At 50.7% G+C, this 13,981-nt stretch carries 12 protein-coding genes; 10 read left to right on the top strand and 2 right to left on the bottom strand.

What is annotated here, in order from left to right; translation table 11 throughout:
• The first annotated feature begins 26 nt into the window (after positions 1-26).
• From gmhB to ACLTD4_RS14825, 10 genes are all read left to right on the top strand, one after another.
• A complete protein-coding gene (gmhB, locus tag ACLTD4_RS14870; RefSeq protein WP_055653416.1) occupies positions 27-614 on the top strand; it encodes a D-glycero-beta-D-manno-heptose 1,7-bisphosphate 7-phosphatase in 588 nt (195 codons plus the stop codon).
• 45 nt (positions 615-659) lie between these two features.
• Entirely contained in the window at positions 660-1,295 is a 636-nt protein-coding gene (locus tag ACLTD4_RS14865) for an SIS domain-containing protein (RefSeq protein WP_055653417.1), read from the top strand.
• A 24-nt stretch (positions 1,296-1,319) separates the two neighbouring features.
• The gene (locus ACLTD4_RS14860) at positions 1,320-3,200 is read left to right on the top strand and encodes a hypothetical protein (RefSeq protein WP_117622389.1); all 1,881 of its coding nucleotides are present in this window, start codon (positions 1,320-1,322) and stop codon (positions 3,198-3,200) included.
• A gap of 41 nt (positions 3,201-3,241) precedes the next feature.
• Positions 3,242-4,642: a hypothetical protein gene (locus ACLTD4_RS14855; RefSeq protein ID WP_117634587.1), complete on the top strand. Its 1,401-nt coding sequence runs from the start codon at positions 3,242-3,244 to the stop codon at positions 4,640-4,642.
• A 25-nt stretch (positions 4,643-4,667) separates the two neighbouring features.
• A complete protein-coding gene (locus ACLTD4_RS14850; RefSeq protein ID WP_117622388.1) occupies positions 4,668-7,058 on the top strand; it encodes a glycosyltransferase family 39 protein in 2,391 nt (796 codons plus the stop codon).
• 21 nt (positions 7,059-7,079) lie between these two features.
• The gene (locus tag ACLTD4_RS14845) at positions 7,080-8,657 is read left to right on the top strand and encodes a DUF6056 family protein (RefSeq protein ID WP_412331395.1); all 1,578 of its coding nucleotides are present in this window, start codon (positions 7,080-7,082) and stop codon (positions 8,655-8,657) included.
• Positions 8,658-8,675: 18 nt separating this feature from the next.
• On the top strand, positions 8,676-9,620 hold the full coding sequence (locus tag ACLTD4_RS14840) for a glycosyltransferase family 2 protein (RefSeq protein ID WP_117622386.1): 945 nt from the start codon (positions 8,676-8,678) through the stop codon (positions 9,618-9,620).
• On the top strand, positions 9,620-10,675 hold the full coding sequence (locus ACLTD4_RS14835) for a M42 family metallopeptidase (protein ID WP_333490874.1): 1,056 nt from the start codon (positions 9,620-9,622) through the stop codon (positions 10,673-10,675). Before ACLTD4_RS14840 ends, ACLTD4_RS14835 begins: the two co-directional genes overlap by 1 nt.
• Before the next feature lie 23 nt (positions 10,676-10,698).
• Entirely contained in the window at positions 10,699-11,871 is a 1,173-nt protein-coding gene (locus tag ACLTD4_RS14830) for a winged helix-turn-helix domain-containing protein (RefSeq protein WP_117622385.1), read from the top strand.
• 291 nt (positions 11,872-12,162) lie between these two features.
• Positions 12,163-12,453, top strand: a complete 291-nt coding sequence (locus tag ACLTD4_RS14825; protein ID WP_117622384.1) for a hypothetical protein — start codon at positions 12,163-12,165, stop codon at positions 12,451-12,453.
• A 24-nt stretch (positions 12,454-12,477) separates the two neighbouring features.
• On the opposite strand, the gene ACLTD4_RS14820 is transcribed toward ACLTD4_RS14825, so the two are convergent.
• Entirely contained in the window at positions 12,478-13,659 is a 1,182-nt protein-coding gene (locus tag ACLTD4_RS14820; protein ID WP_117622383.1) for a VWA domain-containing protein, read from the bottom strand.
• Between the two features lie 58 nt (positions 13,660-13,717).
• The coding region (locus ACLTD4_RS14815) for a DUF5682 family protein (RefSeq protein WP_412331394.1) at positions 13,718-13,981 on the bottom strand (264 nt) is incomplete at its 5' end.

The following is a 13,981-nucleotide window of genomic DNA, read 5'->3' as shown; positions in this document are numbered from 1 at the left end:
AAAAACATATCACAGGAAGACGATGCATGGACAGAGTTATTTTTTTAGACCGTGATGGAACCATTAACGAAGAGGTGGAGTATTTACACAGGCCGGAGGATTTAAGACTTCTTCCCGGTGTGGGGGAGGCCATCCGGCGTCTGCGGGAGTATGGATTTGCCGTCGTTGTGGTGACGAATCAGGCGGGAGTCGCAAGAGGGTATTATGAGGAAGAAGACGTAACCGTGCTCCATGACTTTATGAATGAGCAGTTAAAAGAGCAGGGCGCCTGTATCGACCATTTTTTCTACTGCCCCCATCACCCGGTTCACGGCATTGGAAAATACCGGGTGGCATGCCATTGCCGCAAACCGGAGACCGGAATGTTTCTCATGGCAGAGCAGTTCTATCAGGTGGATAAGGCCAATTCCTATATGATCGGCGATAAGCTGCTGGATGTGGAAGCTGGCCATAACTACGGCGTGAAATCCGTGCTTGTTGGGACCGGATACGGCGCAGAGACTGTGGCAGACATGACGGAGGAGGAGCAGAAGAACGCATTCGAACACTACTCCCCGGATCTGCTGTCTGCGGCGGACTGGATAATTGGAGAAACCACGACAAAACACCCATAACAAAGTGCCCATAACAAAATGCCCTTAAAAAGGAGGAACGATAAGATGGAACCTATGAAGTATTTAGAGGAACTGGTGGAGCGGTATCCGGCACTTGATGCGGTAAAAGATGATGTGCGGAAAGCGTATGAACTGCTGGAAGCCTGCTATGAACAGGGCGGTAAGCTGCTGATTGCCGGTAACGGCGGAAGCTGTGCCGACGCGGAACACATTGTCGGTGAACTGATGAAGGGATTCGTGAAGCGCAGAGAGGTATCCGATTCTTTTGCCGAATGCTTGAGAAGCGCTGATGAGGTCCGGGGAGCGGAACTGGCGAAGAAGCTGCAGGGCGGCCTTCCGGCCATTGCCTTAACCGGCCACGCAGGACTTTCCACCGCCTATTTGAATGACGTGGACGGGGATCTGATCTTCGCCCAGCAGACGTACGGATACGGAAGGCCTGGCGATGTGCTGATCGGTATTTCAACCTCCGGCAATGCGAAGAACGTGATGTATGCCATGACCGTTGCAAAGGCCCTGGGCATGAAGACCATCGGACTCACTGGAAAAGACGGCGGAGCGCTGAAGAGAGAGGCCGATGTTTCTGTCGTCGTGCCTGAGACGGAGACATTTAAGATTCAGGAGCTGCATCTTCCGGTTTATCACGCCCTGTGCCTGATGCTGGAAGAACGCTTTTTCTAAATTCGGGACAGATTGGAGACTGCTATGACAGAAAAGCACTTTATGGATGGAATCGGTAAATGGAAGGATGAGATCATTGCCGCGGGACTTCTTATGGCGTTTGCCTTCTTCATAAACAGAGGAATTGAAATAAAGGGGCTTTATATGGATGACCTCTATCTGTGGTCCTGTTACGGAGAGCAGACCTTTGGGCAGTTTATATTTCCCATGGGGAGTACACGGTTTCGTTTCCTGTATTATCTGGCTGCATGGCTGGAGCTGGCGGTGATTGGTAATCATATCGGATGGTTTGTGCCTCTGAACATCATCTTAAACGGCTGTATCGCCTATTCGGTATACCGTTTTGGAAAGCGGCTGTCGAGAAGCTATCTGATGGGACTCGGATGCGGGTTTCTGTACCTCTTATCCAGAATGTCCTACTACCAGATCAGCCAGGTGTACGGACTGATGGAGAGTCTGGCGCTGTGGGCGGCGCTGGGGATTCTTTACTGTCTGCTTCGTTACGTGGATGAGAAGGGGGATGGAAAGAAGTACTTAATCCGGTCGTGCGTGCTCTATTTTGCAGTCTGCTTTATCCATGAGCGCTATCTGGCGCTGCTTCCCCTCATTTATCTGGCGATTCTGTATAAGAAGGGAAAAAAGAAGGCGTTCTGGTTTCTTCCTGCGGGAGTGTTCGCAGTGGTCATGGCGATCCGTGTGCTGACGACCGGAGGTGTTGCGCCCGCAGGCACGGGAGGGACCAACGTCGCCGAGACGTTCAGCGTGATGACCTCCATACGCTATGCGATCGACCAGGTCCTGTATATTTTCGGCATCAATGCCGGACCGGGCCATCTAAGCGGCGCCAGCTGGACCGAGTCGCCGTCATGGATTCATGTGCAGATCATTGCCGCGGACCTGGTGCTGCTGGTGCTTGTGATACTGGCAGTCATCCGTTTGATCCGGGATAAGGAAGGCCGCCTTAAGTATCTCCGTGATATCAGCCTGTTCCTTGTATTTATCGCCCTCTGTATCGGCGCATCCAGTGTCACAATCCGTGTGGAGACGAGATGGATCTATGTGTCCATGACAGCCGCCTATCTGCTGGCCGCCTATTTATATGGGATGATAACGGCAAAGCCGGAACACGGCAAGGTCGTTGATATCAAGAGGGAAGCGAGAAAGGCAGCCGATAAAAAAGCGGGACGCCAGAGTGCGGTTCTCTGCGGCGGCCTGTTTCTGGTCTATATTATCATCATGTTTCCCGTGGAGAATTACTACCGGGGACAGTATCCCAACCTTTATTTCTGGGCCGACCAGCAGCGGTATAATTCGCTGGCGGAGGAGACGTATGGAAAATACGGGGACGATATCTTCGGCCGGAAGATCTATATCATAGGTAATTCATACCAGATGAGCGATTTCACGGCGAGGACCTTCTTTAAGGAGTTTGACCGTGACAGGAAGGCGGAAGGAACGGAAGTTCATTTCATCGATTCTATCCATGATATCGGCCTGATCACCAATAATATGCTGGTGCTGAAGGAAGATCCGGCCCACAATGCATTTCAGGATGTCACCGACTTTGTCCGTAATTTAAAATGCGAGGCGGTCTACGGATATTACCGGGACGGCTGGATGGACGAGAGCGCCGAAGTCAGAATTATGACAGGAACCAGTGGAGTGATCAAATTGGAGATATACTACCCGGGAGAACTGACGGGATCGGAGATTTCGAAGATTTCCCTGAATGGGGAACCGGTCAAGGATCTGGTCATCAATCAGAATACCATGAAGCTGGAGATTGAGGCGGAACCGAATCAGATCGCCTGCCTCCGGTTTGATAATAATTTTTACTTAAAGGACGCGGGAGAACAGAGAGGGGAGAAGCGTTTCTCCATGATTGTGAACTTTGCGGCAGACTAGTACAGCATTGCATGAGAATGAATTACCTGGAAAGGAACTTTATGAAACGCAGATACTATTTATCCATCCTTCCCCTGGCCGGAATCCTGTTCGGCATGTGGTATATCCATATTGCGGCATCCGATGTGATCTATTCCGATTATATCAGACTGGTGAACAGTTATCTTCCGGATGTTTGGAACCCGGAGAAATTCTTTGTGCCGGATGTTCTCACCAGAATTCCGGTAAATTATCTGTCCCGCATCATCAATGTGGCGTTTTTTGGATTCAACACCATGTTTGACCGGGTGCTCGGCGTTCTTGCGCTGGGACTTTCCGGATTTGTCCTGGGAAAATACTGCCTGTTAAGGAAGGTGGGGGCCGTCTGGTTTACTATCCTGATGGCGCTGATGTTCAGCCTGAATAAATGGGAGATGCTGATCAATGGAAGCGGCTGGGCCCATTTCCTGGCCTTCGCCGGATTCTATTACCACTATCTCGTTATGGACAGGCTGTGGACCGGGGACGAGAAGACGGGAGACAGAAAGCTTCTCGTGATCCTTCCGTTTGCCATAACCATCCTGACGGCCGGTCCGTACTGCGCTGTCTATTCTGTGGTGGTCATGATGGCATATGGCTTCATGGCGATTCTGGATTACCGGAAAACGAAGCGGCTTGAGAAAACGTATCTTCTCTATGCTCTGTGTACACTGGCGGCTCTGCTCCTTTATATGTGGAGTAATTCGCTTACGGTGGAGGATCATGCCGCGGCGGCCGAGGTGGGGCTGTTCACACAGCTTGCGCAGACTCCGGGCTTTTTTGTCCGGTTTATCCTGATCTCCTTTTCCTCCATGGTCGTTGGAATCGAGGAGGCAATTGCCGCATTTAAGGGCAATATCGTCCCGTTTGCGATTCTGGGATTTCTTGTGATAGCGGCTTACTTATACGCGCTGTATTTAAATTTCCGGTACCGGCTGTATGAAAAGTCAATGGTGCCGCTCATACTGATTGTATCGGGAGGACTCAACCATGTGCTGATTCTCCTGTCACGGTGGATTTTTCTGGTTGATGACTATGGCGCCAGCTCAAGATACGCCCTGCAGTTTCAGGCGGGGATATTTGGAATTATACTGACCTTTGCGCTGTGCCGGAACGAGATGGTGGTGAAAAAAATGGCGCGCGGAAAATACCGTATCTTCTCTGCCGCGGTTGTTTCTTTCTGCCTGCTGTTTCTGGCCGGTAATGCGTATACGACATACCATGAACTGAAAAAGGCTCCGGATCGGAAAGAAACCTTTGAGATACGGGCGCAGATGGCGCTGAACTTCGAAGAGATGACGGATGAGGAGCTGAGGGATGGGTTTGAATACCGGAGGACCCGCCCGGAAAGCGGGGCGCAGGTCAGGGAGGCGCTGACGATCTTAAAAGACAACGGCTGGGGTGTCTTTAGGCCAAATAAATAAATTTGTAACTGAGGTGGAGAAACTGATGGAACGGACTCATAAATCTCCCCGCGGGAGGCGGGGCGGCAGCTCTCTGCAGAGCAGAGGGCTGGTTTTACTTCTGTGGGTGTGCGCCCTGGGGGCGATCGCGTATTCCGCGGACCAGTTGTTCGTAAAGGGAATTCTGTCCTGGCACAGGCAGCAGAAAGAATATTACGATATGATGGCAGAGGTGACTGCGCTCTTCTGCGTTTTTACTGTCCTGTATGGACTCATAAGAAGCCGGATTTTAAAGGCGGTCGGGACCGTGGCAGTTCTGTCCGTCTTTTTCTGGGGGCATATGGTATTTCTCCCGGTGGTGACGGCAGGCGTCTATCTGGCCTACTTGATTGTATTGGGAGAATTTTTTTGCAGAACGGTCCTGAGGCTTAAGGAGTCCGACGGCGCAGCGGTACATTTCCTGTGCGGCTCTCTTCTTGTGATCCTGGTCTTCTGCCTGATGTCGGCCGTGGGAATCGGCGCCATCGGGTATCTGCAGGTATTTGTGGTGGTCAGCGGAATTTTTCTGGTGTTCTGGCGGTGTGTGCGGCACGGAAAGAAAAATGTGAAAGAACCGGCTGGAAATGGCCGGGGAAATAGCTGGAAAAATAGCTGGGGATATAGCCGGAGGTCCGGGCGGGAGAGTGAGAGCGGAATTTGGCTCATGGCGCTCTGCTTTGCATTTATCGTGACCATGTTCTGTATTCAGGCCGGGCGCATGAATACTGCTCTGGATTTTGACAGCCTCTGGTACGGCGTCCGCTCCCGGTACGTGCTGGACAATGGAAACGGAATTTACGAAAATATGGGGACCATCGGAATCGTCTACACCTATTCCAAGGGCTGGGAAGTGATGACGCTTCCCCTCGCAAATCTGCCCTCATACAGTTTCCTTCTTGCTTTTAATCTGTGGCTGACGGCGGGCGTCATATTTATGGCGTACCAGATTGCCCGTTTCTATATGGGAAAAGGCCACTCGACCGTATTTGCCGCTCTTTTAGCCGGAGTGCCTGGAATCATGAATATGGCCATCACTACAAAGACGGATATTGCCACGCTTCTCTTCCAGGAAATCATGATCTATTATCTTCTCAAGTATTTGAAGGAGGGAAGAAGGGAGTGGAGATATCTGGCATACGGATTCGCCTCCTTCTTTCTGACATGGACACTGAAACCGACGGCCCTCGTATTCTCAACCGCTATTCTCGGTATGAGCGTGCTGTTTCTGTTGTGGAAACGCCTGCTTCCGTTGTGGGGCGGGAAACGAAAGGCTGGACAGGCCGGGGGGAAAGGGAATGCTGGACAAGGCGGCGCGCTGGGACTTTTTCTGCTGTCGCTTCTGTCGCTCGCCGGAATCTGGGCCAGAACGGTAATCATCACAGGGCTTCCGGTGACCTCGGTGTTCTCTTCCATTCTTACAAAGCTTGGGCTGGAGATGAAGTATCCCTTCAATGTCAATAAAATTCCTAACAGCGGGGCGGAGCTGCCTCTTGGCGAACAGCTTGTGAATTTTATCGAGCGGGCCTTCGGCTTCCTGCTTCGGCCGCTGGGCGTGGATATGGACCATGTGATTCTGGCCTGGGGTGGATTTCTGCTGTTTATCGTGCTTCTTTTGTGGATATTCAGTTTGTTTTACAGAAAAAATGTGGAAAATGATAGTGAAAGGCTGCTTTCGTCCTGGCTGAACGTTGTGTTTATCCCCTTTTTGATCGTCTGCGTAGTCAGTCTCTATATGCTGGTACAGGTGGACGGAAATTACTTTATGCTGCTGTATGTCCTGGCTGCGCTTTACGTGATGCGGCTTGTGGTCCGGATCTCGGATAAGGCGGTGAGAAACGGGCTATGCGGTATACTGGTTCCTGTCATGTGTTTCTGTGCGGTGGTGTCCTCCCTGACAAACTGGAGCTGGGTCGTGGGATTTTCGCCGGTTTCCTGGAATCATCACGGGTACTACGACCACCAGGAGGCGAAGCACCAGGAAATGGTGGAAAAAGGAAACGGGCAGATCTGGGATATTCTTGCGGAAGACCCCGAAAACCGTCTGATTGCGGTGGGAGACCATCCTGGAGTGCTGGGATTCCCCTGCAATGCCCAGTCGTACGATGATATCACCGGTTCCTGGGGAAATGTGGTTCTGGTGAAAACCATGGATAATTTCGTGGAGTTTATGGACTATGCGAAGACGGATTACGTCTACACAGAGGCCGGATATATGGAAGAGGAACAACGGTGCTACAGCCTCGTTCGCACGCTCATTGAATATGGCAAGCTGATTCCTGTCTGTTATGAGGAGGGAAACATGCTGGCGCGGGTGGATATCGACGGAGAATATACGGAAACCAGCCGGGCAGCATTGACAGAATTTGACAAATGTTATATAAAGAAGAATGTGGAATAGGCGGAAAGGTTGGAGTTGGAAATGAAGAAAGAAGTTAAAATAGGAATCGGGCTGGTATTTCTGGCGTTTTACGTGTTTCTGATCATGCAGTTCGGCAAGGTATTCGTGTATTATGACGACTTCGGATATTTATCGCTCAGCTATGGAAATACGGTGCCGGATGTGATTGGTTCCAATTATACGTTATCCCAGCTGCTTTCCTTTATGGGGAAACACTACTTCTATTCGAATGGAAGGCTGTTCTATTTATTCCTGTTCAGCTTTTTAAATATGATAGGCGGACTGGCTGCGGTCCAGATCTTTATGGCGACCAGTGTTCTGGCGATTCTGATTCTGGTCCATTACGTGGTAATGCGCCATATAAAGCCTGCGGGATGGCGCCCGGTGTTTCTGGCTGCTTTTATCTGCCTGCTCTATGGAACCATCGGAATTCTGATTCAGCGTCTGGGAACGTACTGGTATGCGGCCAGCTTTCTGTATGTGGTACCTACGGTTACATTCCTGGTACTGGCAGTTCTTTACTATGAGACAATTGGGGAAGAACCGGAGACCTGGAAAAAGGCAGTCTGCATCGTGCTGGCATTCTTCGCAGCATTTTCTCAGGAAGAGTGGCTGGTGGCCGTGATCGGATATATCTGCATGGTAATTGCCTGGAAGACTTTGAAGAAATACCGCGTCCGCGTTTACGATTTCGGAACGCTGGCAGCGGCTGTGGCCGGGGCGCTTCCGATTCTGACCTCACCGGCGGTAAAGATGCGTATGGACAACAACAGTGAGTTTTCCAATCTGCCGTTTATCCAGAAGGTAATGACCAACTTAAGAAATTTGATGAACCTGTTCTTTTCTTCCGATAATCAGAATTACCTGGCAGTGCTCCTGATGGCTCTGATGGGGCTTGGAGCCTATATGATCTGGAAGAAGATGAAGCTGCCTGTTTTAAATATCGTTTATCTGGCATTTTCCGCGGCCATCACCGTGTACCTGTTCCTGAAGCTGAACCGCCATGTCCTGGGGGCTGGCGGCCATTCTCAGGTGATGATATGGGTTCTGTTTCTCTATCTGATCGTGACTGCGGTGCAGGTGATCCGTATTTTATATGACAGAGACCAGATTTTGATGGGAATGATATTCCTGGCAGCGATTCTGACGCTGGCCTGCCTTGTGGTGGTGCCGGAGCTTCCCCAGCGGGTGATCCTTCCGTTTATCTATCTGTCCTATACACTGTTCGGGTACTTATTCTGCCTGATCCTGCTGGAACGGAAGAGTGTGGTATGGGGGCTGGCCGGGCTAGCCTTCGTGGCGGCCGTCAGCATTCCCAACCTTAAGAATATTTACCGGGGGTACAGCATCAACTATGAAGTGCTCATGTACAACGATGGCGTCATCCGGGATGCCGCGGCACGAATCCGCGGGGGAGAGGAGATAAAGAAATTAACTCTTTATCAGAATCCCGACCGTCTGTGCAGCTGTGAGATGGTTTACGATGAGAATTTTAAGTATATGATATACTGGATGGACGAGTATTACGATCTGCCGTCCGAAGTGGAACTGGAGTATGAGCCAATCACTGATTTGAGTGCATGGCAGCAAACACACTGACTTAAAGGAGTATAAACTGTGGAGAAAAAATTATCGGTCGTCGTATCCTGCTATAATGAGGAACTGGCGCTGCGCCAGTTTTACGCGGAGACGTCGAAGGTACTGAAAAGCTTGAGCTGGGATTATGAACTTATTTTCGTCAATGACGGAAGCCAGGATGGCAGCATTGAAATTCTGAAGGAACTGGCGTCTGGAGATGAGAAGGTGAAGGTGGTAGATTTTTCCCGCAATTTCGGCCACGAGGCCGCTATGATCGCGGGCATGGACTACAGCAGCGGGGACGGAATCGTCTGTATGGACGCGGACCTTCAGCATCCGCCGGAATGCCTGCCTGGAATCATTGCAAAGCTGGACGAAGGGTACGATGTCATCAATATGGTCCGTACGAAAAATGAGTCCGCCGGCTGGTTTAAGAACTTTGCCGGAGCGGCGTTTTACCGGCTGATTAATATTCTCTCCGATGTGAAATTTGAACCGAACGCCTCTGATTTCTTCGCTGTATCGAAGAAGGCGGCAAAGGTGCTTAAGACAAATTACCGTGAAAAGGTTCGTTTTCTTCGCGGCTATGTGCAGAATATCGGATTCAGACGGACAACCATTGAATACGAGGCCAGAAACCGTGTGGCCGGGGAAAGTAAGTACAGCATCAAGAAGCTGATCACATTTTCCATGAACACGATCATGTGCTTTTCCAATCTGCCGCTGAAGCTGGGCATTTACGCCGGCGGATTTGCGGGAGTCCTGGGAATTATTATGATGATTTACACGATCTGGAGCTGGGCGGAGGTTGGAACACCCAGCGGCTACGCGACAACCATTGTGCTGATCTGCTTCATGTTTGCAATTCTTTTCCTCATTGTCGGGATCATCGGGAATTATATTGCGATTCTGTTTGCGGAGTTGAAGGACAGGCCGATCTATATTGTGGGTGAGACGAAGAATTTCCCGGAGGAGAAGGAATAATGAAAGTAAAGATGACATGTAAAAAAGTGGATACGATGAACTATGTAGTGGCGTTTCTGGAAAAACTGGTCAATACGCCAAGTCCCAGTGGATTTACGGATGAAGTGATGGCTCTGGTGGAGAAGGAGGCGGCCGGTTTCGATTTCCGGTCCCATTACAGCAGGAAAGGCGGCCTCATCATTGAGGTTCCCGGGAATACGGATGCGGTTCTGGGGCTTTCCGCCCATGTGGACACGCTGGGGGCTATGGTCCGTTCCATCAGCTCCGAGGGAATGCTGCGCATCGTTCCGGTGGGTGGCTTCATGATGGAGAGTATTGAAGGAATGTACTGTAAGGTACATACCAGAACGGGAAAGGTATATACCGGTACGATTCTCACAAAGGAACCGTCGGTTCATACGTATGATGATGCCAAAACCCTGGAGAGAAAGCCGAAGAATATGGAAGTACGCCTGGATGAGAGGGTGAAGAGTGAAGACGATGTCAAGGCGCTGGATATCTCCGCCGGTGATTATATCAGCTTTGATCCGATGTTTGTCTATACGGAAAACGGTTTTATCAAGTCTCGTCATCTCGATGACAAGGCCTCTGTGGCTGTGCTGATGGGAGTATTGAAGGAGCTGGGGGAATCCGGTGTGAAGCCGGAGCGCACAATTAAGATCGTAATCAGCAATTATGAGGAAGTCGGTTTCGGCGCAAGCTGGATTCCGGAAGATATCGAGGAATTTATCGCAGTTGATATGGGAGCGCTGGGTGATGATCTGGCTGGAGATGAATACCGGGTATCCATCTGCGCGCTGGATTCTTCCGGACCATACGATTACAAGATGACAAGCCGTCTGATCGAGATCGCTAAGGAGCAGGAGATCGGGTACGCCGTGGACATTTTCCCGCATTATGGCTCTGACGTGGGAGCGGCTCTGCGCGGCGGTCACAATATCCGCGGCGCGCTGATCGGACAGGGTGTTCATGCGTCGCATGGCACGGAGCGGACGCATGTGGAAGGGCTGGAGCAGACGCTTCGGCTGATCGAAGGATATCTTGGACTGAACTAGGGCGTACAGATGGGGAGGTTAGAATGGAGACGGTTCAATTAACCAGGGAGCAGGCGCGGCGTTTTTTGCTGCGGAGACATGGCCTTTTGGGTGGATACCGGTTTGAAGGAAAACGGGGAGTCCTGGAGTTTGTAAAACAGGAGGGCTGTATACAATTCGATCCGGTAAACGTATGCGGAAGGAGTCCGGAGCTGGTCCTGTTGTCCCGGGTAAAGGGATTTACGAAGCAGATGCTTTATGAGCTTCTGTACCAGGACCGGGTGCTGATTGATTACTTCGATAAAAACCTCTCCATCTTTGCCACGGAGGACTGGCCCTATTTTGAATGCTACCGCGACCAGCACCGCCAGTGGGAACGGAGCCATGCCGATATCGAGACGGTGAGTGAGCAGGTGAAAGGGATCATTGCGGAGCGGGGAGCGGTCTGCTCCGCCGATTTGGACATGCCGGGGAAGGTGCACTGGTACTGGAGCGATACGAAGCTTTCCCGGGCGGCGCTGGAACATCTGTATTTTACCGGTGATCTGGCTGTTCATCACAAAAAGGGTACGGTAAAATATTACGACTTGATCAGCCGCTGTGTCCCGGAGGAAATCTTAAACCGGAAGGATCCGCTGCCGAATGAACAGGAGCACCAGAAATGGCGCGTTCTGCGGAGAATCCGTTCCGTCGGTCTCTTATGGAACCGCCCTTCAGATGCATGGCTGAATATTACAAACTTAAACGCTGCCGGACGCCGGACTATTTTCGAAAGCCTGCTGAAAGAGCATGCCATCGTTCCCGTTTCGGTAGAAGGAATCCCGGAAACTTTTTATATGGCCAGCGAGGATCTGGAACTGGCGGAAGCATGCGGTGCAGGGAAGAGCTGGAAGAAAAGGTGCGAGTTTCTGGCGCCGCTCGATAACCTGCTGTGGGATCGGAATTTGATTCGCATGATCTTTGACTTCGATTACAAATGGGAGATTTATACTCCGGTGGAGAAACGGAAATACGGCCATTACGTGCTCCCGATTCTCTACGGCGACCGCCTGATCGGACGTATCGAGGCACCATACGACCGGAAGGAAAAACAGCTGAATGTGAAAAATATCTGGTATGAGCCGGGAGTCAGGAAGTCGGCGGAGATGCAGAGGGCGCTTAACGGTGCAGTGGAGCGGCTGGCTGAATTTAACCGGGGGGAAGTTAGCGGAAGTTAGCGGTTTTACCTTGCGCCGCCGTAAATATATTTGCGATTCAGAATCATCTATAGTATAATTATATTTATGAATAAATATCGATGGTTCCTATAATGGCACTTATGAGAAGCGTATTTTCTTATAGGTGCTTTTTCCGTCAGATCTGATTCCATCAGGTCTCTATTTTTTTTTGAAAATTTCTGAGAATTCCTGTTAATTTTCCGCCTGTTGATAAACATAAGTGCCATTATAGGAAAAGAATCCGATAACAGCGTTTTTATCAAACGTTTTGCGCGAAAGGAGCTCCTCAAAATGACTGAAAAAGTATGTTTTACCACTCTGGAGACAGATGAAAAGTTAAATTATCTTTATGATGAGATGAGAGGATTGGCAAAGAGGCAGGACCAGATGATGGGGGATTTGGAATACATAGGAAAGCAGCTCAGACGGGTAGAGATTATTCAGGATGACAATATTGCGGACAGCATTGCAGCCATGGTATCGAATTTTTCGGATATATCAAAAAAGATGGATCATTTCATTAACATGGAAGCTGTCCTTCATACAATAAAGTCAGATGTGAAGATCATAAAAGAGCTTTAGAGTGTGTTCTTAATGCGGGGCCGGCTATTTGCCGGCCCGCTCCAGGTCTTTCTGAAATACGTTGAGATCCTGTCCCTTCAGAGCCCGTTCCAATAGCTGTGGAACCTTCTGCGGATTGCACGCAAAGCAGGGGATTCCCACGGAGGCGATCCGTCCGGCGATCTGTTCGTCGTAGTAGGGACGGCCGCCGTCAGCAATGGCGAGAAGGCAGATGACCGACACCCCGGAATCCTTCATTTCGCCCAAACGGCGCAGAAGGCCGGCGCGGCTTCCGCCTTCCATCAGATCGCTGATAAGGAAGAACAGGGTTTTCTTTGGAGTATCAATCAACTGTTGGCAGTAGGCCACCGATTTCTCGATGTCGGTGCCTCCGCCCAGCTGGAAGCCAAACAGAAGATCCACCGGATCATCGCATTTTTCTGTTAAGTCCACCACATTCGTGTCGAAGGCCACGATATGCGTTTTTAAGGATCGGAGACTGGCCAGAATGCAGCTGATCACGGAGGAGTAGATCACCGATTCTCCCATGGAGCCGCTCTGATCCACATCCAGGATCACTGTGTAGCGGTTGGACATATTTTTGGATGTCCTGTCATAAAAGTAAAAGCGTTCCGGGACCAGCTTCTTTAAATCGGGATTATAGTTCTTCAAATTCCGGCGGATTGTTTCCTTATAGTCGAGGGCAGCGGCTGATGGGATCGGGCTGTGGCGCCTTCGGTCAACCGCGGCGGTAACGGCTCTGCGGATATCGTCTGCCAGCAGGCGGTTAATCTCTTCCACGATCCGTTCAATAAAGGAACGGACCTGCTCCTTGGAGCGTTTTGGTATCTGATCCTTAAGGGTCAGCATCATGGAAGCCAGATTTAAGTCCGGTTCCAGCTTTTCCAGGAGCTCCGGCTCGAACATCAGCTGTTTTAAGCCGCAGCGTTCCATGGCATCTGCCTGGATGATCGATACCAGTTCCTTGTCGAAAAGCGATCTCACATCGCCCAGCCATTTGGAGACAACGGGGGCCGAAGGGCCTTTGCCTGCGCCGCGGGCGCCGAAGCCTCCGCCGGAGGAGGTATTGTCATAGATGGCGGCAAGCGCCTGATCCATCAAATCCTGTTCCCCGCTTAAGGAGGTGTCGCCCATAGCGGAAAATCCGGCCTCACTCTCTTCGCCCAGAATTAACCGCCACCGTTTGATTCTATCTTCCAGTTCCATATATGTCACCTCCCATGTAACCGTTCAGACGGCTCATCTTCCTGACCGAAAAAGCCGGTCATATTCCGTCAAAGTCAAAATCATCGAGCGAATCTATCATTTCCAGTTCTTCCGTCTTTAAGGCGCGGGTCACGGTTTCAGAGACCTGATCCTTGTTCACCTGCCAGATTTCCCCCAGATTCTCTGCCACATCGGCTTTTTCGCCTGGAGTAAAATCAGAAAATGCCCGCCGGAGAAAAAGGAGCGCCCGTTTGAACTCTTCCTCATCCAGCGTATCTAAGTAGCTGCTTAGTTCCTTCCACAGGCTGAGCCGGGCGATAAG

This window comes from Hungatella sp. (assembly GCF_046966825.1).
The sequence above is the reverse complement of the archived record's forward strand: the minus strand, read 5'-3'. Positions and strand labels throughout refer to the sequence as shown.

What these genes read in the sequence shown, in the direction of transcription:
- gmhB (WP_055653416.1), top strand. Translation starts at nt 27, where the DNA reads ATGGACAGAGTTATTTTTTTAGACCGTGATGGAACCATTAACGAAGAG.
- ACLTD4_RS14865 (WP_055653417.1), top strand. Translation starts at nt 660, where the DNA reads ATGGAACCTATGAAGTATTTAGAGGAACTGGTGGAGCGGTATCCGGCA.
- ACLTD4_RS14860 (WP_117622389.1), top strand. Translation starts at nt 1,320, where the DNA reads ATGACAGAAAAGCACTTTATGGATGGAATCGGTAAATGGAAGGATGAG.
- ACLTD4_RS14855 (WP_117634587.1), top strand. Translation starts at nt 3,242, where the DNA reads ATGAAACGCAGATACTATTTATCCATCCTTCCCCTGGCCGGAATCCTG.
- ACLTD4_RS14850 (WP_117622388.1), top strand. Translation starts at nt 4,668, where the DNA reads ATGGAACGGACTCATAAATCTCCCCGCGGGAGGCGGGGCGGCAGCTCT.
- ACLTD4_RS14845 (WP_412331395.1), top strand. Translation starts at nt 7,080, where the DNA reads ATGAAGAAAGAAGTTAAAATAGGAATCGGGCTGGTATTTCTGGCGTTT.
- ACLTD4_RS14835 (WP_333490874.1), top strand. Translation starts at nt 9,620, where the DNA reads ATGAAAGTAAAGATGACATGTAAAAAAGTGGATACGATGAACTATGTA.
- ACLTD4_RS14830 (WP_117622385.1), top strand. Translation starts at nt 10,699, where the DNA reads ATGGAGACGGTTCAATTAACCAGGGAGCAGGCGCGGCGTTTTTTGCTG.
- ACLTD4_RS14825 (WP_117622384.1), top strand. Translation starts at nt 12,163, where the DNA reads ATGACTGAAAAAGTATGTTTTACCACTCTGGAGACAGATGAAAAGTTA.
- ACLTD4_RS14820 (WP_117622383.1), bottom strand. Translation starts at nt 13,659, where the DNA reads ATGGAACTGGAAGATAGAATCAAACGGTGGCGGTTAATTCTGGGCGAA.